Raw genomic sequence first — 25981 nt, 5'->3', positions numbered from 1 at the left:
CGGGGGGCTCAGACGAGGGGACCCAGGGGGCCGGACGACGGCGCCGGGACGACGATCCGCTCCTCGCCCGCGTAGATGTTCATGTCCCCGCCGCGCAGGAACCCCACCAGCGTCAGCCCCGTCTCCAGCGCCAGGTCCACCGCCAGCGAGGACGGGGCCGAGACCGCCGCGAGCACCGGGACGCCCGCCATCACGGCCTTCTGCGCCAGCTCGAAGGAGGCCCGCCCCGACACCAGCAGGACCGCGTCCGTCAACGGCAGCAGCCCGGCCCGGAACGCCCGCCCGACGATCTTGTCGACGGCGTTGTGCCGCCCCACGTCCTCCCGTACGTCGAGCAGCTCGCCCGCCGCCGAGAACAGCCCCGCCGCGTGCAGTCCGCCCGTCCGGTCGAAGACCTTCTGGGCCGTGCGCAGCCGGTCCGGCAGCTCGCCCAGCAGCGGCGCGGGAATCCGTACCGTCCCGGCGGCGCAGGCCCCCGGGAACCGGGTCGCCGTACGCACCGCGTCCAGGCTGGCCTTGCCGCACAGGCCGCACGAGGAGGTGGTGTAGACGTTCCGCTCCAGCGTGATGTCCGGAACGGGGACCCCGGCCGCCAGCCGCACGTCGACGACGTTGTACATGTTCGAGCCGCCCCCGGTCACGGCCGGGACCGCCCCCTCGCAGTAGGTGACGGCCCGCACCTCCCCGGCGGAGCCGAGCACCCCCTCGCTCACCAGGAACCCGACCGCCAGCGCGAAATCGTCGCCCGGCGTGCGCATCGTGACGGCCAGCGGCTTCCCGTTCAGCCGGATCTCCAGCGGCTCCTCGGCCACCAGCGTGTCCGGTCGGACCCCGGCCACCCCGTTCCGGATACGGACGACACGACGGCGCTCGGTGACCCGCCCCATGGCGATCAGCCCACCTGTTCTGTGTTCATTCGGTGACTCCTCGTCGAGTCGGTATCTGGCGGCCTCATTCTCCCGGTTCCGCTTCCGCCGCCGCCCCCGGCTGGCAGATCCTCGGGAATCTCCAAATTCCGGTGCCCGAATCCTGTCGGGTCACGCGCCCCCGTACCCGCCAGTAGCAGGCGAAGCTGGGTGATCCTGCTGTCGTACGAGGGGGGACCCCGCCCATGACCGGTTCACGCGTGGTGGCGCTAGGGCACTACCAGCCCGCGAAAGTGCTCACCAACGAGGACCTCGCGGCCATGGTCGACACCAACGACGAATGGATTCGCTCCCGGGTCGGCATCAGGACCCGCCGGATCGCGGGCCCCGAGGAGCCGGTGGACGAGCTGGCCTTCCAGGCCGCCGGCAAGGCCCTGGCGAGCGCGGGCCTGACCCCGGACGACATCGACCTCGTCCTCGTCGCGACCTCCACCGCCATCGACCGCTCGCCCAACATGGCCGCCCGCGTCGCCGCCAAGCTGGGCATGGGCTCCGGCCCGGCCGTGATGGACCTCAACGTCGTCTGCTCGGGCTTCACCCACGCCCTGGCCACCGCCGACCACGCCATCCGGGCCGGCTCCGCCACCCGGGCCCTGGTCATCGGCGCCGACAAGATGACCGAGATCACCGACTGGACCGACCGCACCACCTGCGTCCTCACCGGCGACGGCGCGGGCGCGGCCGTGGTCGAGGCGTGCCAGGAGCCCGGCATCGGGCCGGTGCTGTGGGGCTCGGTCCCGGAGATGGGCCACGCGGTCCGCATCGAGGGCTCCCCGCCGGTCTTCGCCCAGGAGGGCCAGACCGTCTACCGCTGGACCACCAGCCGGCTGCCCGCGCTCGCCCGCAAGGTCTGCGAGAAGGCCGGGGTCACCCCCGAGGAACTGGCCGCCGTCGTCCTCCACCAGGCCAACCTGCGGATCATCGAGCCGCTCGCCCAGAAGATCGGCGCCGTCAACGCCGTCGTCGCCCGCGATGTCGTCGACTCCGGCAACACCTCGGCGGCCAGCATCCCGATGGCCCTGTCCAAGCTGGTCGAGCGCGGCGAGATCCCGTCCGGCGCCCCCGTCCTCCTCTTCGGCTTCGGCGGCAACCTCTCCTACGCGGGCCAGGTCATCCACTGCCCGTGACACCCCGCGCGTCCGTCCCGGCGGGCACCGTCCCGGCCGCCCGCCGGGACGGCGGCGGGCGGCCCGCCCGTACCGCCTTCCGCGCATGCGCGCAGGTCAGCCCGGCGTGGCGCGCCGCCCCGGACCGCAATACGTGGTCGGAACCCCGCCGATCCTTTGCTATTGTTGTCCATGTCGCCGCGGGAAACCGGGGCCGATCACCTGGTCCGGGTGGCGGAATGGCAGACGCGCTAGCTTGAGGTGCTAGTGCCCTTTATCGGGCGTGGGGGTTCAAGTCCCCCCTCGGACACCAGTAAAAACCCCTGTTGATCAGGGGTTTTCTGCATTTCTAGGGGCTACGTGACCCACCACGTGACCAACGGCCCAGAGACTCCCGGTTCAGACCAGGGATGACAGGCCGAGTCGGCCTGCTCCGGAGGCGGCCAGTCGGCGCGCTCCGTCTTTACGTGAGTGCCCGTACCGGGCCATGGTGCAGCCCGGCGAGTGGTGCCGGACGTTCGCGGAGACCTCTACGGGGTTCTCCCCGGCCTCCAGATCGTTCGTGACCTTGCTGTGCCTCCAGTCGTGCATCCGGAACTTCTCGGGGAGCTTCAACCGGGTACGCAGGGTGCGCCACCGTGCCGAGACCTTCTCCGGGTCCTGCGGGCCACCCGCCTCGCCCCGGTACAGCTTGAAGCCGTCCCGGGCGGACACGAGATCGTGATCCGTCCACGTCGCGACGTCAATCCGTTCCGTGCCTCGCTCTGAACGTTCGAACGATCCAAAGAACGCCCCTGCCGAATCGGCAGGGGCGTTCGTCTGCTTGGTCAGCGGCGGAGGTCCCGGAACTGTGCGAGCGTCCGCAACGCCGCGATGAGAACCGGGCGGTGACCGGGACAGGGCCGTTCAGCGGGCAGTGCCACCACTTCCCAGCACGACATGCAGCGCATCACCCCGGTGTGCTCCGGGTCGTTCTCCACGCTGCCACCGCACCGGGGGCACTGTTCCATGACAACTCCTTACGCGACCACGTCGAACTCTCCCAGCTTGGCACCGCCCAGGAAGTCGGTCCACTCCTCGGCCGTGAACTCGACCGTCCGGCCCGTCACGGTGCTGCGTACCGCGACCTTGCCGGGGACGTTGGTCGCGACCTCCACACACCGGGGGTCCTTCTTGTTGTACTGGCACGCGCTCGACGTGCGGAACGCGAACTCGGTCACTGCGGTCATCATGGCTGTCCCTTCCGACGTGCCGAACGGGGAATCGGTCCCCGTGCCGTCGTGCAACCCACCCCGACCACCAGCCCTTCCTGTTGCTCAGTGATCGGGGTGGGGGCTGGGGTGCTTCGGTTTCCCCAGGTCCGAAGCGGTTGCCCTCACTGCCCAGGGCAGCACCCCGGTCAAGGGGCGGACCCGGGCCGGAGCCTGGGCACGTCAGCCCGGACGAGACACGTCCTGTCCCTGCTCAACGGCTTGTCGATCGGGGGACTACCCGCCTCCCGCCGGGAGGGCGGCGGTGACAGGATTCTGTGATCGGCTCAGGGAGCCGAAGGCACTCGCAGAGCCTCTGCGATCTGCTCGACCGTGTCAGCGCGGATCATGCCCAGGTGCACGTACGCATGCCCGTTGTGCGTCACCGCGGGCCGGACACCGCACCAGACCGACTCGGGGAGACCCAGGCGGCGAGCGTCGCGCGTATGGACTCCGCCGCGTCCGTGGCCTGAGCCCTCGCATCTCTCCACGTCCGCATGTCCATCAGTGCCCGGTCCCGTGCATCCGCAGCAGGATGTTGCAGTCGGCCACCGTCGTACCGTCGCCCTCCAGCCTCGCCGCCTTCCGAAGCCGGCCCAGCCGCGCACACTCGGGGCAACCCGGCACCGGACGAGGCTGAGCCCGTTCCACCCGCATCGGCAGTACCACCGGCTCCTCATGCCACCGATTCGGTTCCGTCTTCATCACGCCGCGCCCTCCCGATCGCTTCCGAGGTCGATGGAACGACCGTAGAAGTGAGGAACGAGCAACGGCTATGTGATTGCACGTGATTGCAAGGCAGTCACCTGAGAGCGTTCACGGCCTCTGTGATCAGCGTGCGGGCTTTCGGCCCGTAGACCGCCATTTCGGCCATCCCCGCGAACATGTCGGCGTAGGCAGCGATCTCGCTGGGCTGCGTGATCGTGAGGTAGCCAGATACCAACTCGACGTTGACCTGTGACGCGTCGTAGATCCAGAAGTTCTCGACGGGTAGTCGGGGGCGGCTCTGGGACACGGCGATCACACCCAGGCTGACGTTCGGCAGGCGACTCACCGTGAGCAAGTGCTCTAGTTGCGTCCGCTGCGTCTGCGCCGTGCTGAGCGTGTTCCGGAGAACCGACTCCTCGATCAGGAAGGCAAAGCGACGGTTCCCCTCGTACAGCACGCGCTGACGCTCCATGCGGGCCGCTACCGCATCAGCTACATCGTCCATCGCCCGCTGCCTCTGGATGGTCCGGAGTACGTCCTCCGTGTACCCGTGGGTCTGAATGAGACCCGGGATGGCCCATGACGAGTAGGAACGAAACCGACGGGTGCGTTCGTACAGCGGAAGACGTTCTTCCTGGGACCGTCGCAGGCCGGCGCGCTCCGCACGGCGCCACTCGATCCACACTCCCTCGACGGCACGCAGTGAAGCGATGAGGTCGTCCGTCTGGTCTTCCTCGCCGCACGCCTGGCACCACGCCCGGATGTCGTCGGCCGACGGCGACGTTTTCGCAGTCGAGATCCGCGACACCTTGGACGGATGCCAGCCGCACGCACGTGCGAGCGTTTTGCCGTCCAACCCGGCGTCCGCGCAGATCTCCCGAAGGCGATCGGCAAGGACCTTCCGGGCCGCCTGGACGCTCGATGATCCTGAAATGGCCATGGTGCGGGCCGGTCAGACCGGCTTGTACTCCTCGTGTGGCGTGGCACGATCCCAGATCGCCTCGAAGGAATCTACGCACCACTTAGCCAGCACGCCATCCTTGACGTACTCGCGCTCCATGAGCCGGCCGTCCCCACTGAAGTAGTGGAAGAGAACCGACTCCTCGTCGAACACCCAGAAATCCACTGCGGGAATGGCCAGGTCCTTGGCTCGGCGCCGGGGGAGCCAACGAACTTGCTCGCCCGCAGCGAGGTTCGTCACGGCGTAGTCGTACTCGAAACGAACGTATTCCGACAGCGGTTCGGATACGACGCGGGCGCGGCGCACAGCCACACCCCGAGCCACGGCACTGTGTACGGCGTCGTGCCAGCCCTCCCACCAGGTCTCCCGGTTGTCTACGTGGAACCGGTGGCCCTCCCACCAGGCAAGGAAGTCCGGGTCCTCGCTCTGGTAGTGGTCGCGCACCTCCAGATGAACGGCGGACCGCTGAGCGCGGGACAGCGGTTCACGTGCTGGGGGCTGCATCTGCGGCGTCTCCGTCCTGTCGCGGGATGTACTTCAGCATGGCTGCGGGAAGCCGGATGATCGTCTCGTGATCCGGCACGTCCGTTGAGTGTCCCGGTACGGAGCCGACTTCCTGGCACTCCTTCACTTCTTCCTTGGTCGCCTTGTACGACTGGATCAGGAGGTCTCCCGTCTCCTCGTGAAGCCACATCGTCGGCGAGTCGTCCTTGCCGGTGTCGGGGATGATCCCGAGGAACTTGTACGCCATGGCTGCTCCCTGTGTCGATGTGGTTGCACTCGCTTGCAGGGAGCCTCATCCCCTCGACGCACGGCGTCAAGGGTGCCTGCGGAGACTGGCACGAACTGGGGTTGGCCACGTGACCCGTGCGGGACTCGCAGCGGTCAGAAACGGGCCGAAACAGGGGGTACGCGTGCCCCGTTCGAACCGTTGAAACTGGCCCTGTGAGACACGTTTCCGCAGGTCAGCAACGTCAGAAGCTGGTGCCCGAGTGGAGAGTTCAAGTCCCCCCTCGGACACCAGCAGGAACCCCACTCCGGTGGGGTTCTTCTGCGTTTCCGGGCTGTTGGTGGGGCCGGGCCCCCGGGGTCAGGGGTGGAGGACGACCAGGCCGTCCGGGGTGGTCAGGGTGCCCGGGGTGATGTGGGTGAAGGTGTGGGGGAGGGCCAGGCCGGGGCGGGTGGTGTCCGGGGGGGCTTCGAAGAGGTAGGCCGCCGCCGAGGTGGTGTCGCTGACCAGGTGGGGTCCGCCCGCCGGGGACGTGGTACGGGTGAGCGGGTGGGGGAAGAGGCTGCGCAGGTGGCGCAGGGTCTCCGGGGTGACGGGGGCCCTCGCGGGCCGGGCCGGGGTGTCGGCCGGCTCAGGGAGTCCGGGGTGACGTGGGACCTGCCCGGCTTCGGTCTCCCCGGTGTCCGGGGGGATCGCGCCCGTCAGGAGCAGGGCGAGGAGGACCGGGACGGCCTTGCGGCGCAGGGTGTCGGTGGCGGAACGCAGCCGGTGGGCCTGGGCCACGGGCAGGGAGAGCGCGAGGCTTCCGGCGGCTTCGCCGGTCGTGATCGGCACGGCCGAGCAGACGACCCCCGGCGCGTACTCGCGCAGGTCGAAGACGGGGGCTCCCGGGGCCACCGCGTCCAGGGCGGTGAACAGGGCCCGCCGGTCGGTGATGGTCCGTGGGGTGAACCGGGCGGGCCGGTGCCGGGCCACGTGGTCGGCGCGGCCCTCGTGGTCGAGCTGGGTCAGCAGGCACTTGCCGACCGCGCTGGCGTGCGCCGCCGCGCGGAAGTCCACCCACTCCCGCACGGGCGGGGTGCCGGGCCCGTCGGCCGTCTGGGTGATGCGGACCTCGCCGTCGGCGTACCGGCTGAGGTACACGGCGGCGCCCGCGCTGTCCCGGGCCAGGGCCAGGGTGCGCTGGAGCTGACCCGCCAGGCCCCCGCCACCGGGAGCGCCGAGCCGGTCGAGGGCGGGCCCGCGCCCGTACACCCCGGTGCCCGGACGGTACGCGTACCCCTCCTCGCACAACATCGCGAGCAGCGGCCGGAGTTCCGCCTCGGCCAGGCCCGCCTCCCGTCCGAGCTGGCCGGTCCGTACGCCCAGCGGGTGCCGTTCGAGGACCTGGACGACGGCCAGCGCGCGCCGGGCCTGGGCCAGGGCCTCGCCCGTGCCCGCCGGGGCGCCGCGACGGCGGGCCGCCGCCGTCAGCGCGGGGTGGCGCAGGGGTCCCGGGCCCAGGCGGGACACGGCGGCCGGAGCCGGGGGCGGTGGCAGGAACACGGCCAGCACCCCGGGCAGCCCCGGGCGGGGTAACGGCACCTGGCCCAGATCGGGGTCGTCGAGCTGGTCCACGTAGCGCAGGACGGCCGCCTGCGCGCACAGCCGTACCTCGCGCAGTTCCCGGCGACCGCCCGGCCGGAAGCCGCGGTGGCCCAGCTCGCGCGCCCAGACCCGGGCGTCGTGGTGCTCGCCGCGCCGGGAGTGGTCGAGGAAGAGGCAGTACGCGGCCGGCGCGGTCCGGGCGCTCCCGGAACCGGCGGCGAACTGCCACCAGAACCGGGCGCCCTCGCGCAGCCCCGCGAGGTGGAGCAGGCAGCCGAAGACGAGGGCGCCGGCGAGGTCGATGTGGCCGCTGTCGAGGAAGGAGTCGAGGTGCGTCTCGGCCTTCGGCGCGCACACGGCCGCCAGACAGGCGGCCCTGAGGTCGAGCCGGGCCCGTTCGGTGTCGAGCGGGCGCTCCCGCGTGGGGTCGCTCCAGCCGGTGGAGTGCCGCCGGGAGCGGGTCCGGGCGGCGGGCAGCCGGGGCGCGCGCAGCAGCCGGGCCTCGGCGGCGCCGAGGTCGTAGTGCGGGTACCGGTCGCGGACCCCCGCACGGGCCAGGAAGTCGGCCAGCGGGCGCCGGGTCCGGCCGTTCTCCTGGCCGTGGTGCCCGCGTTCCCCGTGGTCCGGGCCCTGGGGTTCCCCCCGGTGCTCCGGACGGCCCGGGTGTCCGGGCTCCTGATGGTTCTGGCGGTTCTGGCGGTCCTCGTGGTGCTGGTGATTCTGGAGGTGTTCGCGGTCCTCACGGTCTTCGTGGTCCTCGCGGCCCTTGTGGTCCCGGTCCTCGCGCCGCCTCATGATTCGGCGGACGTGTCGAGCAGGCGGGCGAGCCGCCGCTGCGCCTGGCCGAGGTGGGAGCGGACCGTCGCCTCGTCGACGCCCATCACGGCGGCGGCCTCGCCGGGGCTGCACTGGAGCCCGTACCGCAGGGTGACGGTGTCGCGCTGGCGCTCGGGGAGCCGGGAGACCGCCGCGTAGAAGCGGATGGTGTCGGTGAGTACCGCGTACCGGTCGGCGTGGACCTCCTTGAGGGCGGCCTCGAAGGCGCTGGTGTCCATCGGGACGGGGGAGGTGCCGCGCAGGCACAGCCGGTCGGCGATGCGCTGCTTGAGGACGGCCCAGGCGTAGGCGTCCAGGCGGTCCATGTGGAGCATCCGGAGCCACTCGCCCATGATCGAGTCGAAGGTGGCGTGCACCGCCTCCTCGGCGGCGGCGTCGGTGCCCAGCTGGAGATAGGCGAAGCGCATGTACACGGGCCGCCGGTTGGTGTGGAAGGCCCAGTAGGACAGGCGCGCCGTCGAGTTCCACTGGCTCATGGGCGTCGGCCGCCGGTACCGGCTCGGTAGTCCCACGGCCCCACCGGACTCCTCCGGTCCGCCATCGTTCACTGTTCCACCCCGTCCCGTGTGCGGTGCCAGCAAACCAGCGCGGGCGCACTCAGGGGGCGCAGAGAAGAAAGCTGGAAATATTACGGCCGATGGTGATCGGGTCGTGATCAGGTCGTGACTGATGCTGATCATGCTGAGCCCCGGCGGTTACGTATGCGCGAACGGGCCCGTCCCGGTCCGGTCCGGTGCGGACCGGTGGTCCCGGCGGCCCGCCCCCGACCGCTGGTCGGGACGGTCGGGGGCGCCGTCACCCGGCTGTAGCATGGGCCCATCGCGAGGGCCGTGACGGAGAGGTCACTGCCCTCGCTTTTTGCGTTCCGTCCACCCTGCGAAAATGCGGCACGTGGCTTTTCGGCGGTTGGATACGATGAACCGCATCACCATCTGTCACGTCACGTTGTACCCGCACATATGAAATGGAGCATCCGAGGATGGCTCGACACCTGATCACCAGCGCGCTTCCCTACATCAACGGGATCAAGCACCTGGGCAACATGGTCGGGTCGATGCTTCCGGCGGACGTGTACTCCCGGTACCTCCGCCAGCGCGGCCACGACGTCCTCTACATCTGCGCCACCGACGAGCACGGCACCCCCGCCGAACTCGCCGCGAAGGCGGCCGGCCTCTCGGTCGACGCCTTCTGCGCGCAGGCCCACGACGCCCAGAAGGCGGTCTACGACGGCTTCGAGCTGTCCTTCGACTACTTCGGCCGCAGCTCCTCCGGGCAGAACGTCGAGATCACCCAGCACTTCGCGCGCAAGCTCCAGGAGAACGGCTTCATCGAGGAGCGCGCGATCCGGCAGGTCTACTCGCCGGTCGACGGCCGCTTCCTGCCGGACCGCTACGTCGAGGGCACCTGCCCGCACTGCGGTTACGACAAGGCCCGCGGCGACCAGTGCGAGAACTGCACCCGCGTCCTGGACCCCACGGACCTGATCGAGCCCCGCTCGGCCATCTCCGGCTCCACCGAGCTGGAGGTCCGCGAGACCACCCACCTCTTCCTCCTCCAGTCCACGCTCCAGGGCGAGGTCGAGACCTGGGTGGCGCGCCACGAGGAGGAGTGGCCGCAGCTCGCCTCCTCCATCGCCCGCAAGTGGCTGACCGAGGGCCTGCACGACCGCGCCATCACCCGCGACCTCGACTGGGGCGTCCCGGTCCCGGCCGACACCTGGCCCGGACTGGCCGCCGAGGGCAAGGTCTTCTACGTCTGGTTCGACGCCCCGGTCGAGTACATCGGCGCGACGAAGGAGTGGTCGGACCTCGACCCCTCGGCCCGCGACTGGAAGTCCTGGTGGTACGAGGCCGAGGACGTCCGCTACACCCAGTTCATGGCCAAGGACAACGTCCCCTTCCACACCGTGATGTTCCCCGCGACCGAGCTGGGCACCCGCGAGCCGTGGAAGATGGTCGACTACGTCAAGGCGTTCAACTGGCTGACCTACTACGGCGGCAAGTTCTCCACCTCGCAGAAGCGCGGCGTCTTCACCGACCAGGCGCTGGAGATCCTCCCGGCCGACTACTGGCGTTACTTCCTCATCGCCAACGCGCCCGAGTCCGACGACTCGTCCTTCACGTGGGAGCACTTCACCGCCACGGTCAACAAGGACCTCGCCGACACCCTCGGCAACTTCGTCAACCGCGTCCTGTCCTTCTCCCGCAAGCGCTTCGGCGACGACGTCCCGGCGGGCAACGCCGCGGGCGAGGCCGAGACGCGGCTCGGCGAGCAGATCGCCGAACTCCTCGCCGAGTACGAAGGCCACATGGAGGCCCTCCAGTACCGCAAGGCCGCCGCCGCGCTGCGCGCCCTGTGGTCGGCCGGGAACTCGTACCTGGAGGAGAAGGCCCCCTGGCTGGAGATCAAGACCGACCCGGAGGGCGCGGCGCTCACCCTGCGCACCGCGATGAACCTCATCCACCTCTACTCGGTGGTCTCCGAGCCCTTCATCCCGGCCTCGGCGCGCGCCATGCGCTCCGCGTTCGCGCTCGCCGACGACACGGCGGCGTGGGTGACCCCGGAGCAGGCCAGGGCGCTCGACGCGGTGCCGGCGGGAACGCCGTTCACCGTGCCGCCGGTCCTCTTCGCGAAGATCACCGAAGAGGACCTGGAGTCCTACCGGGAGCGCTTCGGCGGCGTTTCCGAGGCGGGCTGACACCCGTACGGGCATGACGGCCCGACGGGCCTGACGGACGAGGGGCGCGACCCGCGGGGGTCGCGCCCCTCGGGCGTGCGTGCCACCCGTACCCCGTGCGGGTGGGGTACGCGCCGGGGCCGCGGCCGGTGGTCACACCGTGGCGCCGAGCACCAGGAAGGCGCAGATCAGCACCGCCAGGATCGCCAGCAGCGGCCAGACGAAGCGCAGGTACCGGTCGTAGCCGACCTTGGCGAGGGCGACACCGCCGATGGTGACGGCGGTGGTGGGCACCCAGAGGTTCATCCAGCCGCTCGCCGCCTGCCAGGCGGTGACCACCAGCGCGCGGGAGACGCCCGCGAAGTCGGCGAGCGGGGCGAGCACCGGCATGGCGAGGGTGGCGTGGCCCGAGGTGGAGGGGATCAGGAAGGCGAGCGGCAGGTCGACCAGGAAGACGATCACCGCGAAGACCCCGGCCGTGGTGCCCGCCACCACGCCCTCGACGGAGTTCAGGACGGTATCGGTGATCTGGGAGTTGTTCATGATGACCGTGACGCCCCGGGCCAGCATGATGACCAGCGCCGGTGAGGCGAAGTCGGCGACTCCCCGGACGAGGGTGGCGCTGAGCTTCGCCTCTCCCATCCGCGCCACCAGGCCCACCAGCACCGCCGCGCACAGGAAGAGCGCCGAGAGCTGCGGGAAGGACCAGCCCAGCTCCCAGGGGTACGGGGCCGCTTCCGCCGAGCCGGTGAGCGCGCCGGCCCAGGGCACCACCGAGAAGATCATGAAGGCGAAGACCAGGACGAGCAGGACCAGCACCGTCCGGTGCAGCCCGGTCAGCTCCGGTTCCTCCGCCGTGTGCGCCGCGGCCCGCTGCTCGCGGTCGCCGGGCAGGAAGCCGCACAGGGACCGGGCCGGGTCCTTCTGGACGCGCCGGGCGTACCGGACCACGTAGAGGATCGTGACGGCCGTCAGGACCACCCACATCACGGCGCGCAGCGCGATGCCGTCGCCCAGCGAGACGCCGGCGGCCGAGGAGGCCACCCCGGTCGCGAAGGGGTTCACGGTGGAGCACAGCACCCCGACGCCCGCGCCCAGGATCGCGGCGCCCACCGCGACGAGCCGGTCGTACCCGAGGGCCAGCATCATCGGCACCAGCAGGCCGTAGAAGCCGAGCGTCTCCTCCGCGAAGCCCTCCACCGTGCCGAGCACCGAGAACACCAGCATCACGGCGGCGATCAGCAGCGCGCCGCGGTCGCGCAGCCGGTGGGCCAGGCGGGCGATGCCGCGGTCGAGGGCGCCGGTGGCGAAGACGACCGTGATGAACGAGCCGATGGCGAGGACGAAGAGGAAGACGCCCGCGCTGCCGTAGAGGGCGCCGGTCAGGCTGGGACCGACCTGGCGGGTCCGGACGTCCTGGATGCCGTAGAGGCCGTTGACGGGGGAGAGGAAGAGGTCGTTCAGGCGGTCGGTGAGGCTCTGGGTGGTCTCGACCCGGTGGTAGGTGCCGGAGATCGGGGCCCCGTCGGCGGCGCGGTCGTAGGTGCCGGCCGGGATCAGGAAGGCCAGCAGCCAGACGGCGACCGTGACGAGGGCCAGGACGGTCAGCGCGCTGGGGAAGGCGAACGTCCTCGCCGCCGGGGCCTTCGGGCCGCCGTCCGCTTCCACCCGCCACCGTCCCTCGTCCGTACGTCCCCCGGGTGCCCCCGGTGCGCCCCTCGCGCGTTCCGGGCGGGGCCGGGCCCGGCCGGGCCGGGGTCAGGCCGGGCCGGGCCCGGGGGCGTTCCTCCGATCATGGGGCGGCGCGGGAGCGGGTGCCGTGGCGGAGTGGGCCGTCGGGGTGAGGCGGGAAACGTGGGGATGCCAGGGGGTGCCAGGGGAGCGTCAAGGGGGGGGCGTATGTCTCATTCGACCCTGCTGTCACACCCGTCACGCCCTGCTGTCACACCCGTCACGCCCTGCTGTCACACCCGCCGCGCGGGGTGGGTCGTCCGTGGGGAGGGCCCTACGGGACGTCCCGTCGGCGATCTTGATGTGTTCCCCGCGTGTCGTAGCCGCGCCGGGATCGTTTCTTCAGCCGTACCCCTTCGCCGGCCCCGTACCGGCGCGGAACCGGAAAGGACGTGCGGTGACCGCTTGGCAGTACTTCGCCGGAGCCGGCCTGGTGGCGGTGCTCTGCCCGCTGCACGGCCATGTGGCGGTCGCCGGGGACGGGGTCCGGATCGACGTGTGCGTGCCCGCCGGGCCCCCGCGTCCGCCCGTGGCGCTCCCCTCCGCGCAGCCCCCGGTACGGGTGGCCGTGCCCGGGGGGCCGACCGTGCGCCACCCCGGGCGCGCCCCCGCGCCGTCCGGAGCCCCCGTCCCGCCGGAGGCGCCGGTGCCTTCCGCGCAGGCCGGGGCCGGGGAGGCGGAGCCGCCGGGGCCCGCGCCCCGGTCAGGGCGCGGGACCGGACCCCGGCCGGGCGGAGCGACTGCTCCCGGCCGGGCGCAGGCCCCGGCCGCGGCGTCCCGGCCCGCCTTGCGCGTGCGTGCGTACCGCTCGTCGGCCCTGGGGCGGCGCGGCCCGGAAGGGATCTCCACGGTGATGTCCGTGGTCGTCGTCACCACCCCGGCCGTCCTCGCCGCCGTCGCGCTGCGTCCGCGTTCCAGGAGCCGCGGCTGACCCGCTCGCGTCCCTGATCCGGCCGCCTCACGGGCCTTCCGTCCCCCTTTGTGTCTTTCACCCGTTCCTTCACCTTCCTTCACCCCCTTCCTTCCTTCGTCGATCCACCACGGGAGAACTCACGTGTCCGAATGGCTGGTTCTGGCCATCGCCATGGCGCTCGTCTGCGCCGTCGTCCTCACCATGACCGCGATCCGGCACCGCCGGGTCGCCGCCGACGAGGACACCAGCGAAACCCCCGACGTCATCGAGTACATGACGATGATGGTCGGCGTGGTCTACGCGATCGTGCTGGGCCTGGCCATCGCGGGCGTCTGGGAGGCGCGGAGCGCCGCCGAGGACAGTGTGCGCCGCGAGGCCCAGTCGCTGTACGAGGTCACCCAGCGCGCCGACGTCTACCCGGCCCCGGTCCGCGACCGGATTCGCGGCGAGGTCGCCGCGTACGTCTCCCACACCGTCGCCGTCGACTGGCCGCTGCTCACCTCGGGCCGGCCCGCCTCGGCCGAGGGGGCGCGGCTGCTCGGCGCGCTGCGCCGCGACGTCACCCACCAGAGCCCGGCCGACGAACTCCAGGCACACGCGTACCAGCCGCTGCTGGACCACATCGCCACCGCCGACGACGCGCGGCACTCGCGGACCCAGAGCGACGAGTCCACCCTGCCGGACGTGGTGTGGTTCGGGCTGCTGGTGGGCGGGGTGGTCACGGTCGGGCTGATCTTCACCCTGCAGATCCGCCGCTCCGGGCGGGAGCTGCTGCTGGCCGGGCTGTTCAGCGCGCTGATCGTCTTCCTGCTGTTCATGGTGTGGAGCTTCGACGCGCCCTACGGCCGGGACGGCACCGACTCGGCCGGGGCCTTCCAGAACCTCTTCCCGGCCCTGGACCTGGCCCTCGGCGGCTGACTGGCCGGGGGCGGCCGGGGCCGGCGGTGTTCCGGCCGGGCGGCGGTCCGCGCACCGGCCCGGGGCTCAGACCGGCCGTCCGCCCCCCGAGGCCGCCGTCTGCCGCCGGACCGCCTCCACCACCGGCGAGTGGCGCAGGGCGTGGGAGATCCGCAGCAGGTCCCGCGGCCCGTCCGGGGTGTCGAGGAAGCTCTCCTCGACGGCCCCGATGACCTTGCCCTCGGGGTCCGCCGTACGGGCCCGCACGGCGGCGGCGACCATGGCCGCGTCGGCGACCGCGCGGGCGGTCTCCTCGTCGGCGCCGTCCGCGCGGGCGTGGGCGTAGGCGCCGTCCCGGCGGTCCTTGTCGAAGTACGGTCCCAGGTGCAGGAAACCGTCGTGGATGTCCGACTCGCGCTGGATCACCCGGAGCTCGGCGGCGGACCACCAGGACATCCGTACGCAGGGGGTGCCCTCGGGCGCGGAGATCTGCACCTCCTGCCAGAGCGTGCCGAGCCGCCGGTACGTCGTCCAGATCTCCCAGTTGTCCGACAGTCGCTGGTAGACCAGCGGGAGCACGAAGCCGATCGCGCTGATCAGCGCGCCCACGGAGGCCAGCGGCGGGGCGACGAAGGTGCTCAGGTGGTCCAGGTCGTGGCCGGTCCAGCGGGCGACGACGGCGGACATCTTGGCGGCGTCGTAGCTGAGGTTGAAGAGGTAGCCGCAGACGATGATCATCAGCCCGGCCCGCAGCCAGCCGCGCACCTGGAGGGACCAGCGCCAGCACATGGCCACCATCACGACCGCGGCCACGTGGTGCGCCAGCAGGTAGGTGGCGATCATCGGCCCGATGTACGGGGTGTTCGCGTAGTAGGTGTCGAAGTCGCGCAGCCGCTCGACGGGGGTCTCGCCGAGGAGGAACAGCACGACCAGCAGGACGATCACGGCCGAGTAGCCGAGTATCCACCGCCGTGAGGTGCGCCGGGTCCGCTCGGGCGGGCCGCCCCGCCAGTTGACGATCAGCACCAGGCAGGAGGCGCTGAACGCGGTGATCAGGCAGTACACCAGGGGCGCCGAGACGTTGGTGATGCCGGTCCAGCGGTTGACCGCCTCGATGGTGGGCGGGGCGGCGAAGGTGAAGACCGCTCCGGCCAGGGTCAGCAGGGCGCAGACCGAGCGCAGCAGCGGATCGCGCCAGCTGTACCGGAGCGCGGGCAGCTTGAAGGCGAGGGCGATCGCCATCGCCGCCGCCGGTATGTAGTAGTCCTTGCCGTTCAACGGTCGTTCCTGTGCCCCCGGTAGCCGAGCGAAGCCTCGATGCGGCCCGCCAGCTGGTCGCGCTGGGCCGGGGCGCGGTGGCTCGCCGATCCGGCCAGCCAGCTCCGGCACCGGCTGCCCAGCAGCAGGCCGAAGGTCTCGGCCTCGGTCTCCTCCCGGACGTCGGCGCGGGTGCGCGCGGCGACGCGGCGGACCGTCTCGCCGATGTCGGCCTCGTCGGACAGCAGCCGGGCGGCGACGGCGGCGCCGTCGACGTGGTGGCCGCAGTGCCCGGCCTTCATGTGCCACAGTTCGTGACCCAGGATCACCAGTTGGTGGCCGGGTGCGGTGCGTTCCTCGATGACCACCAGATCGCGGTCCGCCATGTCGAGCCAGAGACCGCTGGCCGTCCCCGGGGGGAACGAGGCCATCCGGAACTCCACCGGACGGCCGCGGTGCCTGCTCATGCCCTCGCAGAGGGCGGCGTAGAGGTCCAGGGGTTCCACGGGGGCGGTCAGCCGGATGCCGGCCACCAGCTCGCCGCACAACCGCCGCTGCTCTCTGCCTATGCTCACCGTTCTCCCCGTCGGCGCGGACCGGATCAGGACTTTCAGGATCGGACCCAGACTTCCGACTGGATCAGGATTCGTTGGGTTTGACGCTTTCGAGGAGCATGTCCAGCCATTCGGTCACCTTGTCCCGGTGCTTGTCGCTGGGCAGTTGGGCGGCGCGCCAGGCGATGCCCCGTACGCCGTGGTTCTGGAGGAGCCGCGCCAGTGGATCGCCCGCCGGGGCGGCCGGGGCCGGGGCGCTCTCGCGCGCGCGGCCCGCGAAGTCCTGGAGCAGTTGCTGCTCGGTCCGCTGGAGGGCGTCGGTGAGGGCGTCCGCGTCGTGGGCGGTGAGGAAGCCCGCGTGCACCCCGAAGAACCGCTGGATCGCGTCACAGTGCTCCATGGTGGGGCGGCGGTCGCCGTTGATCAGCGCACCGGCCTGCTGCCGGGACATGCCGGCGCCGTCCGCGATCTCCTGCTGCGTGTAGCGGCGGCCGTTGGTCTTGACCCGGGTCCGCCGGAGCAGGTCGAGGCGCTGGAGGAAACGCGTCTGGAGGTCGGGCTCGCCCGCGGACCGGCCGTCCAGCAGCGTCCTGACCACGTCCGTGGGCACACCGGAAGCCTCCGAGAGGCGTCGCAGGTCGAAGACCTGGTTCAGGTCGCGGCCCATCTTGCCCGCGAGCTCGGCGACGCGCGTGACGGTGTCTGCCAGGGGTGCGTTGGCCACCGCGACGGGAGCCGGGAAGCCGTCTGTCACCAGTGGTTCTCCTAGATCGCACGAGGTCGGTACGGGGCACATGGTCGGCCCCTGGAATCTAGCCGCTCGGCCCCGGAAGGGCCAGAACGTGCCACAGCTGTGGCGCGAATGAGCTGCCACGAGGCCGGAATTGCCACAATAGTTGACACTCGAATGAAGTCGGTAGCAGGATCGCCACACGGAAATGAAGATCCAGACCGTGAGGAGGGGGAGCTCTCGGTGCCACATCTCGCAGCGGTGAGCCCGTTCGGTGGCCTCGCCCGAGCCGGTGAGGAGCGCCTGGCGGGCGAGGAGTCCGCACGCGGCGCCGTGCGGTCGGAACGGCGCAAGGAGATTTTGCGCCAGCGTCGCGAGGAACTCGGACTGAGTCAGGAGGACCTCGCCGCACGCCTGCGCATCAGTGTGCGTGCGTACGGAAACTGGGAACGCGGCCTGGTCAAGGAGTGGACGGACCGCAAACTGCTCGCTCTGGCCGAGGCCCTGGAGATGAGCGAGCGGCAGTGCTTCTGGCTCTTCCGGGTCATGGTCGACCGCGACCCCCCGCCCACCTGGCGGGCCGCCGAGGAGAACCGGCTGCCCGAGGACCCCGCCCAGCGCGACTACCTGTGCGACTACGCGGCCCTCATGGAGGCCGTGCCCTACCCGAGCTTCCTGGTGGACCACCGCTGGGACGTCGCGCTCACCAACTCCGCCTTCGACCAGCTCTTCCGGACGGTGCGACCGCACCCCACGGCCCTGCCGGACGACAACTTCCTGCGCTTCGTCCTCTTCCACCCCGACGCGGCGGGCGTGCTGGAGGACCACGAACCGGGCTGGTGCGTCCCGCTGCTGGCCCAGTTCGCGACCGCGCTGGCCGGAGCCCCGGAGGACGAGGGGCTGCGCAGCATCCGCCAGGAGGTGGCCCGTGACCCGTTCATGGAGGCGGCCTACCGGTACGGGGTGCCGCACTGGCTGAGCACGCACGGCGCCGAGGCCGCCGAACAGGACGGCGCGGTCCGCACCGTCCGCCACCCCGACCCGCTCCGGGGCGTGGTGCGCTGCCGGATGGTGGCCGAATCCAGCCGGATGCTCGGCGCGATGGGACTGACCCGGATCACCCTGATCCTCGCGACGCCGCAGGGCATCCCGGCGGGCCCGGTCCCGGCCGGCGCCGCCGCGCACCCGCAGGGACCCCGGCTGCGGGCCGTCCCGACACCGGGGGAGTGATCCGGCCGGGGGAGACTGGTGCCCTCGATCGTGTCCGGCGGTGCGCCGCCGGACACCGGCGAAGGGCGGTAAGGACGTGCGGCTGACGATCCTCGGCGGGGGCGGTTTCCGGGTCCCGCTCGTGTACGGAGCGCTCCTCGGCGACCATGCCGAAGGCCGTGTCTCCCAGGTGACGCTGTACGACGAGGACCCCGGCAGGCTCGGTGCCATGGCCCGTGTCCTCGCCGACCAGGCCGCCGCCTCCGGCGCCGCGGACGCCCCGTCCGTCACCGTCACCGGCGACCTCGACGAGGCCCTGCGCGGGGCCGACTTCGTCTTCTCCGCCATCCGCGTCGGCGGCCTGGAGGGGCGCGCGGCGGACGAGCGGGTCGCCCTGGCCGAGGGGGTCCTCGGCCAGGAGACGGTCGGCGCGGGCGGGATCGCGTACGGACTGCGGACCGTTCCGGTGGCGCGGGAGATCGCGCGCCGGATCGCCCGGATCGCCCCCGAGGCGTGGGTCATCAACTTCACCAACCCGGCCGGGCTGGTCACCGAGGCGATGGCCGAGGAGCTCGGCGGGCGGGTGATCGGCATCTGCGACTCGCCCGTGGGGCTCGGCCGGCGCGTCGCCCGGCTCCTGGGGGCCCGCCCGCAGGAGGCGTGGGTCGACTACGTGGGCCTGAACCACCTGGGCTGGGTGCGCGGGCTGCGCGTCGGCGGACGTGACGAACTGCCCCGGCTGCTGGCCGACACCGAGGCGCTGGAGTCCTTCGAGGAGGGACGGCTCTTCGGCGCCGAGTGGCTGCGCTCGCTGGGCGCGATCCCCAACGAGTACCTGCACTACTACTACTTCAACCGTGACACCGTACGGGCCTACCAGGAGGCCGGGCAGACCCGCGGCGCCTTCCTGCGCGACCAGCAGCACGGCTTCTACGCCGAGGCCGGCCGCGCCGGGCAGCCCGCCGGGGCGGCGCTGGCCGCCTGGGACCGGACCCGGGCCGAGCGCGAGGCGACGTACATGGCCGAGAACCGCGAGGCGGCCGGGGTGGGCGCGCGCGACGAGAGCGACCTGGAGTCCGGCGGCTACGAGAAGGTCGCCCTCGCCCTGATGCGCGCCATCGCCCGGGACGAACGGGCCACGCTGATCCTCAACGTCCGCAACGGGGGCACCCTCGCGGTCCTGGACGCCGAGGCCGTGATCGAGGTGCCCTGCCTGGTCGACGCCAACGGCGCCCACCCGGTGGGGGTCTCCCCGCTGCCGCTCCACGCGGTGGGGCTGGTGACGGCGGTCAAGGCCGTCGAGCGGGAGGTCCTGGAGGCCGCGGCGAGCGGTTCGCGGACCGCCGCGGTGAAGGCGTTCGCCCTGCACCCCCTGGTGGACTCGGTGGGGGTGGCCCGCAAGCTGCTGGACGGGTACACGGCCGTCCACCCGGGCCTGTCCTACCTGCGCTGACGCCGCACCGGGTTCACCCGTACGGCCCCGTGCCGCAGGCGGAGCGGCGGGGGCGCTGTGAGAGTGCGAGATGTGACCACCGCCCCCGCCGCAGCCGCGGCGCCACCCGTGCTCGACCGCAGACGGCGCAACATCGTCTTCGGCACGATCATGCTCGGGGTGCTGCTGGCCGCGCTCGACCAGACGATCGTGGGCACCGCCCTGCCCACGATCGTGGCGGATCTCGGCGGCGCGGCGCACATGTCGTGGGTGGTGACCTCGTACCTGCTCGCGGAGACCGTGGCGACGGTGCTGGTGGGCAAGTTCGGCGACCTCTTCGGCCGGAAGCTGATCTTCCAGCTCTCCGCGATCGTCTTCATCACCGGCTCGTTCTTCTGCGGTCTCGCCGGCAACATGACCCTGCTCATCCTGTGGCGGGGCGTCCAGGGCATCGGCGCCGGAGGCCTGATGGTCACCGCGATGGCGCTGATCGCCGATGTGGTGCCGCTGCGCGAACGCGGCAAGTACCAGGGCGCGATCGGCGGAGTCTTCGGCGTCGCCACGGTGATCGGCCCCCTGCTGGGCGGCCTCTTCACCGACCACCTGAGCTGGCGCTGGGCCTTCTACGTGAACGTCCCGATCGCGATCCTGGTGGTCCTGGCCGCCGCCCGGACCATCCCGTCGGTCCGTACGGCCGGCCGCACGGTGATCGACTACCTGGGCATCGCGCTCGTCGCGGCGGGCACCAGCGCCCTGATCCTGGCCACCAGCTGGGGCGGCAACCAGTACGCGTGGGGCTCCTGGACGATCATCGGGCTCTTCGCGGGCGGCGCGGTGGCCCTGGCCCTGTTCTGCCGGGTGGAGACGCGTGCGGCGGAACCGATGCTGCCGATGCGGCTCTTCCGCAACCACGTCTTCGCGGTCTGTTCGGTGCTCAGCTTCGTCGTCGGCTTCGCGATGCTGGGCGCGATGACGTTCCTGCCGTCGTACTTGCAGTACGTGGACGGAGATTCGGCCACGATGTCGGGCGTACGGACCCTGCCGCTGGTCTTCGGCCTGCTGATCGCCTCCGTCTTCAGCGGCAACGTCACGAGCAGGACCGGGCAGTACCGGATCTTCCCCATCGTGGGCTGCCTGGTGATGGCCGCGGGCCTGTACCTGATGTCCCTGATGGGGCCGCAGAGCGGCGTCCGGCTGGAATCGCTCTACATGTTCGTCTTCGGCACCGGGGTCGGCCTCTCCATGCAGGTGCTGACGATCGCCGTGCAGAACACCGTGGCCTACGCCGACCTGGGCACCGCCACCTCCGGCGTCACCTTCTTCCGGACGCTCGGCAGCGCCTTCGGGACCGCGGTCTTCGGGACGATCTACGCGAACACGCTCAAGCCCGCGCTGGCGAAGGGGGTCGCCGAGGCGGCCCGGACGACCGGGGCCGATCCGGTGCGGCTGGGCGTGGCCGCGCAGAGCCCGGAGGGGGTGCACGGGCTCGGCCCGGCCGCCGCCGCCCCGATCATCGACGCGTACGCGCACACGGTGCACACGGTGTTCCTGTGGACCGTGCCGGTGGCGCTGCTCGGGTTCGTCGTCGCGCTCTTCCTCAAGCAGGTCGAACTCCACGACAGCGCACGGGCCGGGTCGGCGGACATGGGCGACGGCTTCTCCTCGCCGGTCACCTCCTCCGGCGGCTCCGCGAAGCTGCTGGAACTGGCGGTCGGCAAACTCGTCCGGGGCATGGGTCCGGGTACGGCGCGGGAGATCGTGGCCGGGTCCGACACCCGGCTGGACATGGCGGGCGCCTGGGCGGTGATGCAGGTGGAACTGTTGACCCGGACGGTCGGCCACGCCACCCTGGGGACGGTCGCGAACCGGCGCTCGGTGCCGCCGGAGGTCCTGCTGCCGGTCTTCGACCGGATGACGGACGAGGGGTACCTGACCCGGGAGGGCACGTACTTCTCGCTCACCCCGGCGGGGGAGCGGGAGGCCGCGGTGATCTCGCGGGCCTGGGGGCAGTGGCTCGGCGACCGGCTGGAGCAGGACCGGGGACGGCCGGGGAGCGCCGAACTGCGGGCGGCGGCGGACGCGATCGCCAAGCGGCTGCTGGCGGAGGACCTGGCCGAGGGGGACTTCGCGCCGAGGGCGGGGGCGCGGGGATGAGCGAGGGGGCGCCGGCGCCGACCGGCCGATGTGGCCTCCGGTGGAACCTTCGACGGCCCCCGCTCGTCACACGGGTTGAGGCACGTGGAGAACGACGGGGGTACCGCTCATGGGGATCACACTCGCAGAGGAGATCATGCTGCTGTCCCTGGACGACGAGTCCGGGTCGGCGAAGCAGCGGCAGGCCGCGGGATGGGCCGTGGCGGGCGGCATCCTGCTCGAACTGGTCCTGGCGGGGCGGGTGTCCGTGACGGGCAAGTACTTCGCTCTCGTGGACACCTCGCCCACCGGGGAACCACTGCTCGACAGCCGGACCGGGCTGATCGGGACGTGGCTGCGGGGGCGCAGCAACCGCCGGGTGACGGACTGGCTGACGAAGGACCACACCAAGGCCGTCGCCGCCGCCCTGGAGGGTCTGCGCGGGCGCGGCGTGGTCCTGGAGACGGAGCACCGGGTCCTCGGCCTGTTCCCGCTGCGCCGCCGCTACCCGGCGGCCGACGGCTCGGTGGAGGAGGCGCTGCGGGCCCGGCTCAGGTCCGTCGTGATCGAGGGGGCCGAGCCGGACGAGCGCACGGCCGGCCTCATCGCCCTGATCCACTCGGCCGGCCTGCACCGGCTGGCCTTCCCCGACCTGCCGCGCAGGCAGACCGCCCCGCGGATGGCCGAGATAGCCACCGGGCAGTGGGCGGCCGACAGCGTCCGCGCCGCCATCCGCGACATGCAGGCGGCCATGGCGGCGGTCACGGTCATGACGGCCGCCGCCGCTGCCGCCGGATAGGCGCCGGCGCTCCGGGCGCTGCCCCGTGGCCGCCGGGGCAGCACCCACCCCTGGGAGCGGCCGGGCGCCGGGCGCCCAGCCGCCACAGCACTAGGCGCGGCCGGGGGTCGGGTAGTCGTACGAGGGGACGTGCGGCAGGGTGGTCAGCTCGGGGCGCCACACGCGGAGCACGGCGGCGGACGGGGCGTAGAGGGCCTCGGGGATCTCGGACGGGGCGAACCACTCCCAGCGGGCGATCTTGTGCGGCTCGGTGACGGTGGGGGTGCCCTGCGCGGTCGTGGTCACGGCGGCTGCCGTCAGCCGGGTGGTGCCGGACCGCGCGTCGATCTGGACGGAGAGGACGCGGACACCCTCGGCGTCCGCCCGCAGGGCGGTCTCCTCGGCGAGTTCCCGCGCGGCGGCCTGCTCGAAGCCCTCCCCGGGATCGACCTTCCCACCGGGCAGCTCCCAGCGGCCGTCGTGGGCCTGGCCGAGCAGTACCCGGCCGTCCGCGCCGACCACGACCAGGCCGACGCCGACGACCGCGTTGGGCCGGGGGACGGCCCGCTCGGGGCGTTCGGGCGGCTGGGGGCGTTCGAGGGGTTCGTGAGGGATGGTCATGGGGTCGGTCCTCTGCTTCCCGTTGCTCTCGTCGGTTCCGCTGCTCGCGCGGGGGCGTTCTCGTGGCGGTACGGCTCTGTGGCGGCGCGTGGGCGTGTAGGGGTCAGAGGCCGGCAGGGCCGGTGCTGCCGGTGCTGCCGACGCCGGGGCGGGCGCGGACGTGGATGCGTTCGCCCTGAGGGCCGAAGAGGCTGAGGAACTCCGTCGGCTGCGGGCCCGCGTTGAAGAAGGCGTGCGGGACGTGGGTGTCGAACTCGGCTGCCTCACCCGCGGTCAGGACGAGATCGTGTTCGCCCAGCAGCAGCCGGAGCCGCCCGGAGAGCACGTACAGCCACTCGTACCCTTCGTGGACACGGAGTTCGGGCTCGGGCGGTGGGCCGTCGAGGGGCGGCAGGATCTGTTTGAACGCGTGGACGCCGCCGAAGTTGCGGGTCAGCGGCACGTAGGTGGAGCCGTTGCGGACGAAGGGGCGCGGGCGGACCCGGGGGTCACCGGTCTCGGGGGCGCCGACCAGCTCGTCGAGCGCCACCCGGTGCGCCTTGGCCAGCGGCAGCAGCAGCTCCAGGGTCGGGCGCCGGTGCCCGGACTCCAGCCGGGAGAGGGTGGAGACCGAGATTCCGGTGGCCTCGCCGAGCTGGGCCAGCGTGGCGCCGCGCTGGAGACGCAGCGCGCGCAGCCGTGGCCCCACGGCGTCGAGTACGTCCGTCAGCTCTTCGTCCCGTTTCTCGGTGTCCATGGATCTATTTGCCGCTTCGGCAAGAGCATTTGTCAAGCGGTGGGGTTCCGGCGCACCCTCGGGGCATGGACGACATGATGACCGGTGTGAGCCCCCTGGACACGGCGAAGGCCCGCAGGGGCGGGGCGGTGACGGACCCGTTCGCGTGCGACGTGCTGGTCGTGGGAGGCGGGGCCGCCGGACTGGCGGGGGCGCTGACGCTGGTGCGGGCCCGCCGGTCGGTACTGGTGCTCGACTCGGGCCACCCGCGCAACGCCCCCGCCGCACGGATGCACGGATACCTCGGCCATGACGGGAGGAGCCCGGCGGACCTGCTGGCCGAGGGCCGGGCGGAGGTGGCCGGCTACGGCGGGCGGCTCCGCACGGGCACGGTGGTCGCCGCCGACCGGCTGCCCGAAGGGGGTTTCCTGGTCCGCTGCGCGGACGGCTCGACGGTCCGGGCGCGGCGGCTGCTGGTCGCCACCGGTCTGCTGGACGAACTCCCCGGGGTCCCGGGCCTCGGCGAGCGCTGGGGACGGGACGTGCTGCACTGCCCGTACTGCCACGGCTGGGAGGTCGGGGACCAGCCGCTCGCGGTGCTGGCGGACGGCCCCCTCGCGGTCCACCAGGCGCAGCTGTGGCGCCAGTGGAGCGACCGGGTGACCCTGCTGTCCCACACCTGGCGGCTCACCGGGGAGGACCGGGAGTCACTGGCCGCCCGGGGCGTCGTGGTGGCCGAGGGCGAGGTGACCGGCCTCGTGGTGGCCGAGGACCGGCTGACCGGGGTGACCCTGGCCGACGGGGCCACCGTGCCGTGCCGGGCGCTCGTGGTGGCGCCACGGTTCACCGCCCGCTCGGGCGTGCTGAGCGGCCTGGGCCTGCCGACGACCGTACTGGAGCGCGACGGCCGGGTGATCGGTGACTGCGTGGAGTCGGACCCGGCGACCGGGGCCACCGCCCTTCCGGGGGTGTGGGTGGCGGGCAATGTGACGGCCCCGATGGAGAAGGTGGCCGGAGCGGCGGCCCAGGGGGTGCGCGCGGCCGTCGCCCTCCACGCCGACCTGGTCGCGGAGGAGATCCGCCGGGCGGTGGAGGCCCACCGGGCGGCGCGGCGCGGTGAGGATCAGCGGGGTGGGGCGGGTCAGCGGGGTGGGGCGGGGGCCGGGCCGAGGACCTCGGCGAGGTCGTAGCGGACGACCTCCTCCAGCTGGGCGTACGTACAGCTCTCCGGCGTCCGGTCGGGGCGCCAGCGGCGGAACTGTGCGGTGTGCCGGAAACGGTCGCCCTCCATGTGGTCGTACCTGACCTCGCAGACCCGTTCGGGGCGCAACGGGACCCAGGACAGGTCCTTCTTGCCGGTCCAGCGGCTCTGCGCGCCGGGCAGCCGGGCGCTCTCGTGGGCGGACTCCTCGGCCCAGGCGGCCCAGGGATGGGAGCCGGGGTCGGGCATGCGGAGCGGTTCGAGCTCGACGACCAGTTCGGCGCGGCGCTTCATGGGGAAGGCGGCGCAGACACCGACGTGCTGGAGCGTTCCGTGGCCGTCGTACAGGCCGAGGAGCAGCGATCCGACAATCGGACCGCTCTTGTGGAAACGGAAACCCGCGACGACGACATCGGCCGTACGCTCGTGCTTGATCTTGAACATGAGACGGGCATCGGGCCGGTAGGGGAGATCGAGAGGCTTGGCGATCACCCCGTCGAGCCCGGCGCCCTCGAATCGCTCGAACCACTCCCGCGCGAGAGCGGGGTCGGTGGTCGCGGGTGCGAGATGGACGGGGGGCCGGGCGGTGGAGAGGGCTTGGACGAGCGCGGTACGGCGAGTGGTGAGCGGGGCGTCGAGGAGTGCCTCGTCACCGAGTGCGAGCAGATCGAAGGCGACGAAGCTGGCGGGCGTCGCCCCGGCCAGCAGGGCGACGCGGGAGCGCGCGGGGTGGATGCGCTCGGTCAGCCGGTCGAAGTCGAGCCGCCCGTCGTGGACGATCACGATCTCCCCGTCCACGACGCAACGGCCCGGCAGGCTCGCCTTGAAGGCCGTCACCAGCTCGGGGAAGTACCGGGTCAGCGTCTTGCCGGTGCGGCTGCCGATCTCGACCTCGTCACCGTCGCGGTGCACGACGGCCCGGAAGCCGTCCCACTTGGCCTCGTACTGCATGCCCGGCGGAATAGCCGTGACGGCCTTGGCGAGCATCGGTTTCACGGGGGGCATCACCGGCAGATCCATGTCTGAGA

24 protein-coding genes, 1 tRNA gene and 1 pseudogene are annotated in these 25981 nt (G+C 72.1%); 10 read left to right on the top strand and 16 right to left on the bottom strand.

The annotated features are described in order from the left end of the window. Positions 1 to 8: 8 nt before the first annotated feature. Positions 9 to 887 carry a formate dehydrogenase accessory sulfurtransferase FdhD gene (fdhD, locus tag ACIA5F_RS16135; protein ID WP_399353256.1) on the bottom strand — a complete coding sequence of 293 codons (879 nt, stop codon included), beginning with the start codon at positions 885 to 887 and terminating at the stop codon, positions 9 to 11. A 224-nt stretch (positions 888 to 1111) separates the two neighbouring features. Here fdhD and ACIA5F_RS16130 point away from each other — a divergent pair, with 224 nt between their 5' ends. Both ACIA5F_RS16130 and ACIA5F_RS16125 read left to right on the top strand, forming a co-directional pair. Beyond that, positions 1112 to 2053, top strand: a complete 942-nt coding sequence (locus tag ACIA5F_RS16130; RefSeq protein WP_399353254.1) for a beta-ketoacyl-ACP synthase III — start codon at positions 1112 to 1114, stop codon at positions 2051 to 2053. 204 nt (positions 2054 to 2257) lie between these two features. Then, positions 2258 to 2345: transfer RNA gene (locus ACIA5F_RS16125), tRNA-Leu, on the top strand. 86 nt (positions 2346 to 2431) lie between these two features. Here the strand turns inward: ACIA5F_RS16125 and ACIA5F_RS16120 are convergent. The 8 genes and pseudogenes from ACIA5F_RS16120 to ACIA5F_RS16085 all read right to left on the bottom strand — a co-directional run bounded on the left by ACIA5F_RS16120 (position 2432) and on the right by ACIA5F_RS16085 (position 8581). Next, the gene (locus ACIA5F_RS16120; protein WP_399353252.1) at positions 2432 to 2746 is read right to left on the bottom strand and encodes a hypothetical protein; all 315 of its coding nucleotides are present in this window, start codon (positions 2744 to 2746) and stop codon (positions 2432 to 2434) included. 113 nt (positions 2747 to 2859) lie between these two features. Beyond that, positions 2860 to 3042 (bottom strand): hypothetical protein, encoded by a 183-nt coding sequence (locus tag ACIA5F_RS16115; protein ID WP_399353250.1) that lies wholly within the window; start codon positions 3040 to 3042, stop codon positions 2860 to 2862. A gap of 9 nt (positions 3043 to 3051) precedes the next feature. Then, the gene (locus ACIA5F_RS16110) at positions 3052 to 3264 is read right to left on the bottom strand and encodes a DUF397 domain-containing protein (protein ID WP_399353248.1); all 213 of its coding nucleotides are present in this window, start codon (positions 3262 to 3264) and stop codon (positions 3052 to 3054) included. Positions 3265 to 4084: 820 nt separating this feature from the next. Continuing rightward, positions 4085 to 4930, bottom strand: a complete 846-nt coding sequence (locus ACIA5F_RS16105; protein ID WP_399353246.1) for a helix-turn-helix domain-containing protein — start codon at positions 4928 to 4930, stop codon at positions 4085 to 4087. Positions 4931 to 4942: 12 nt separating this feature from the next. After that, positions 4943 to 5455, bottom strand: a complete 513-nt coding sequence (locus ACIA5F_RS16100) for a DUF6879 family protein (protein ID WP_399353244.1) — start codon at positions 5453 to 5455, stop codon at positions 4943 to 4945. Continuing rightward, complete coding sequence (locus ACIA5F_RS16095; RefSeq protein ID WP_399353242.1) at positions 5436 to 5702, bottom strand: hypothetical protein; 267 nt, start codon at positions 5700 to 5702, stop codon at positions 5436 to 5438. The genes ACIA5F_RS16100 and ACIA5F_RS16095 overlap by 20 nt, the downstream gene beginning before the upstream one ends. 681 nt (positions 5703 to 6383) lie before the next feature. Continuing rightward, positions 6384 to 7103, bottom strand: a pseudogene (locus tag ACIA5F_RS16090) (IclR family transcriptional regulator C-terminal domain-containing protein); the annotation flags it as partial. A gap of 956 nt (positions 7104 to 8059) precedes the next feature. Further along, a complete protein-coding gene (locus tag ACIA5F_RS16085) occupies positions 8060 to 8581 on the bottom strand; it encodes an RNA polymerase sigma factor (RefSeq protein ID WP_399353240.1) in 522 nt (173 codons plus the stop codon). Positions 8582 to 9084: 503 nt separating this feature from the next. Here ACIA5F_RS16085 and metG point away from each other — a divergent pair. Next, entirely contained in the window at positions 9085 to 10803 is a 1719-nt protein-coding gene (metG, locus tag ACIA5F_RS16080; protein ID WP_399353238.1) for a methionine--tRNA ligase, read from the top strand. 132 nt (positions 10804 to 10935) lie between these two features. Here metG and ACIA5F_RS16075 read toward each other — a convergent pair whose 3' ends face one another. After that, positions 10936 to 12450, bottom strand: a complete 1515-nt coding sequence (locus ACIA5F_RS16075; RefSeq protein WP_399353236.1) for a YfcC family protein — start codon at positions 12448 to 12450, stop codon at positions 10936 to 10938. 460 nt (positions 12451 to 12910) lie between these two features. Here ACIA5F_RS16075 and ACIA5F_RS16070 point away from each other — a divergent pair, with 460 nt between their 5' ends. Both ACIA5F_RS16070 and ACIA5F_RS16065 read left to right on the top strand, forming a co-directional pair. Then, positions 12911 to 13444, top strand: a complete 534-nt coding sequence (locus tag ACIA5F_RS16070) for a hypothetical protein (RefSeq protein ID WP_399353234.1) — start codon at positions 12911 to 12913, stop codon at positions 13442 to 13444. Positions 13445 to 13567: 123 nt separating this feature from the next. Beyond that, a complete protein-coding gene (locus ACIA5F_RS16065) occupies positions 13568 to 14344 on the top strand; it encodes a hypothetical protein (protein WP_399353232.1) in 777 nt (258 codons plus the stop codon). Between the two features lie 66 nt (positions 14345 to 14410). Here the strand turns inward: ACIA5F_RS16065 and ACIA5F_RS16060 are convergent, their stop codons facing one another. From ACIA5F_RS16060 to ACIA5F_RS16050, 3 genes are all read right to left on the bottom strand, one after another. Beyond that, positions 14411 to 15601 carry an MAB_1171c family putative transporter gene (locus ACIA5F_RS16060; protein WP_399353230.1) on the bottom strand — a complete coding sequence of 397 codons (1191 nt, stop codon included), beginning with the start codon at positions 15599 to 15601 and terminating at the stop codon, positions 14411 to 14413. Beyond that, on the bottom strand, positions 15598 to 16155 hold the full coding sequence (locus ACIA5F_RS16055) for a toxin-antitoxin system, toxin component (RefSeq protein WP_399353228.1): 558 nt from the start codon (positions 16153 to 16155) through the stop codon (positions 15598 to 15600). Before ACIA5F_RS16055 ends, ACIA5F_RS16060 begins: the two co-directional genes overlap by 4 nt. 64 nt (positions 16156 to 16219) lie before the next feature. Next, positions 16220 to 16888 (bottom strand): helix-turn-helix domain-containing protein, encoded by a 669-nt coding sequence (locus tag ACIA5F_RS16050; RefSeq protein WP_399353227.1) that lies wholly within the window; start codon positions 16886 to 16888, stop codon positions 16220 to 16222. Positions 16889 to 17107: 219 nt separating this feature from the next. Between ACIA5F_RS16050 and ACIA5F_RS16045 the strand changes: the two genes are divergently transcribed. From ACIA5F_RS16045 to ACIA5F_RS16030, 4 genes are all read left to right on the top strand, one after another. Beyond that, complete coding sequence (locus ACIA5F_RS16045; protein WP_399353225.1) at positions 17108 to 18094, top strand: helix-turn-helix domain-containing protein; 987 nt, start codon at positions 17108 to 17110, stop codon at positions 18092 to 18094. A gap of 76 nt (positions 18095 to 18170) precedes the next feature. Continuing rightward, positions 18171 to 19526: a 6-phospho-beta-glucosidase gene (locus ACIA5F_RS16040; protein WP_399353223.1), complete on the top strand. Its 1356-nt coding sequence runs from the start codon at positions 18171 to 18173 to the stop codon at positions 19524 to 19526. A gap of 72 nt (positions 19527 to 19598) precedes the next feature. Continuing rightward, the gene (locus ACIA5F_RS16035) at positions 19599 to 21659 is read left to right on the top strand and encodes an MDR family MFS transporter (RefSeq protein ID WP_399353221.1); all 2061 of its coding nucleotides are present in this window, start codon (positions 19599 to 19601) and stop codon (positions 21657 to 21659) included. A 109-nt stretch (positions 21660 to 21768) separates the two neighbouring features. After that, positions 21769 to 22437: a GPP34 family phosphoprotein gene (locus ACIA5F_RS16030; protein WP_399353219.1), complete on the top strand. Its 669-nt coding sequence runs from the start codon at positions 21769 to 21771 to the stop codon at positions 22435 to 22437. Positions 22438 to 22527: 90 nt separating this feature from the next. On the opposite strand, the gene ACIA5F_RS16025 is transcribed toward ACIA5F_RS16030, so the two are convergent. Beyond that, positions 22528 to 23037, bottom strand: a complete 510-nt coding sequence (locus ACIA5F_RS16025) for an NUDIX domain-containing protein (protein WP_399353217.1) — start codon at positions 23035 to 23037, stop codon at positions 22528 to 22530. Between the two features lie 103 nt (positions 23038 to 23140). After that, positions 23141 to 23773, bottom strand: coding sequence for a cupin domain-containing protein (locus ACIA5F_RS16020; protein ID WP_399353215.1), 633 nt, complete (start codon positions 23771 to 23773; stop codon positions 23141 to 23143). 65 nt (positions 23774 to 23838) lie between these two features. On the opposite strand from ACIA5F_RS16020, the gene ACIA5F_RS16015 reads away from it, so the two are divergent. Next, the gene (locus ACIA5F_RS16015; protein ID WP_399353213.1) at positions 23839 to 24942 is read left to right on the top strand and encodes an NAD(P)/FAD-dependent oxidoreductase; all 1104 of its coding nucleotides are present in this window, start codon (positions 23839 to 23841) and stop codon (positions 24940 to 24942) included. Here ACIA5F_RS16015 and ACIA5F_RS16010 read toward each other — a convergent pair. Further along, positions 24894 to 25973 (bottom strand): ATP-dependent DNA ligase, encoded by a 1080-nt coding sequence (locus ACIA5F_RS16010; protein WP_399353211.1) that lies wholly within the window; start codon positions 25971 to 25973, stop codon positions 24894 to 24896. The genes ACIA5F_RS16015 and ACIA5F_RS16010 overlap by 49 nt on opposite strands. Positions 25974 to 25981: the final 8 nt, after the last annotated feature.

It is taken from the genome of Streptomyces sp. NPDC051567, from assembly GCF_044454165.1.
In the GTDB taxonomy this organism is placed as follows: domain Bacteria; phylum Actinomycetota; class Actinomycetes; order Streptomycetales; family Streptomycetaceae; genus Streptomyces.
Note: the sequence above shows the minus strand (reverse complement) of the source record. Positions and strands in the feature narration are given on the sequence as shown.

Bases quoted from the DNA above. Each gene is read 5' to 3' on its own strand.
- fdhD (WP_399353256.1), bottom strand. From the start codon at position 887: ATGGGGCGGGTCACCGAGCGCCGTCGTGTCGTCCGTATCCGGAACGGG.
- ACIA5F_RS16130 (WP_399353254.1), top strand. From the start codon at position 1,112: ATGACCGGTTCACGCGTGGTGGCGCTAGGGCACTACCAGCCCGCGAAA.
- ACIA5F_RS16115 (WP_399353250.1), bottom strand. From the start codon at position 3,042: ATGGAACAGTGCCCCCGGTGCGGTGGCAGCGTGGAGAACGACCCGGAG.
- ACIA5F_RS16110 (WP_399353248.1), bottom strand. From the start codon at position 3,264: ATGATGACCGCAGTGACCGAGTTCGCGTTCCGCACGTCGAGCGCGTGC.
- ACIA5F_RS16105 (WP_399353246.1), bottom strand. From the start codon at position 4,930: ATGGCCATTTCAGGATCATCGAGCGTCCAGGCGGCCCGGAAGGTCCTT.
- ACIA5F_RS16100 (WP_399353244.1), bottom strand. From the start codon at position 5,455: ATGCAGCCCCCAGCACGTGAACCGCTGTCCCGCGCTCAGCGGTCCGCC.
- ACIA5F_RS16095 (WP_399353242.1), bottom strand. From the start codon at position 5,702: ATGGCGTACAAGTTCCTCGGGATCATCCCCGACACCGGCAAGGACGAC.
- ACIA5F_RS16085 (WP_399353240.1), bottom strand. From the start codon at position 8,581: ATGAGCCAGTGGAACTCGACGGCGCGCCTGTCCTACTGGGCCTTCCAC.
- metG (WP_399353238.1), top strand. From the start codon at position 9,085: ATGGCTCGACACCTGATCACCAGCGCGCTTCCCTACATCAACGGGATC.
- ACIA5F_RS16030 (WP_399353219.1), top strand. From the start codon at position 21,769: ATGGGGATCACACTCGCAGAGGAGATCATGCTGCTGTCCCTGGACGAC.
- ACIA5F_RS16025 (WP_399353217.1), bottom strand. From the start codon at position 23,037: ATGACCATCCCTCACGAACCCCTCGAACGCCCCCAGCCGCCCGAACGC.
- ACIA5F_RS16020 (WP_399353215.1), bottom strand. From the start codon at position 23,773: ATGGACACCGAGAAACGGGACGAAGAGCTGACGGACGTACTCGACGCC.
- ACIA5F_RS16015 (WP_399353213.1), top strand. From the start codon at position 23,839: ATGGACGACATGATGACCGGTGTGAGCCCCCTGGACACGGCGAAGGCC.
- ACIA5F_RS16010 (WP_399353211.1), bottom strand. From the start codon at position 25,973: ATGGATCTGCCGGTGATGCCCCCCGTGAAACCGATGCTCGCCAAGGCC.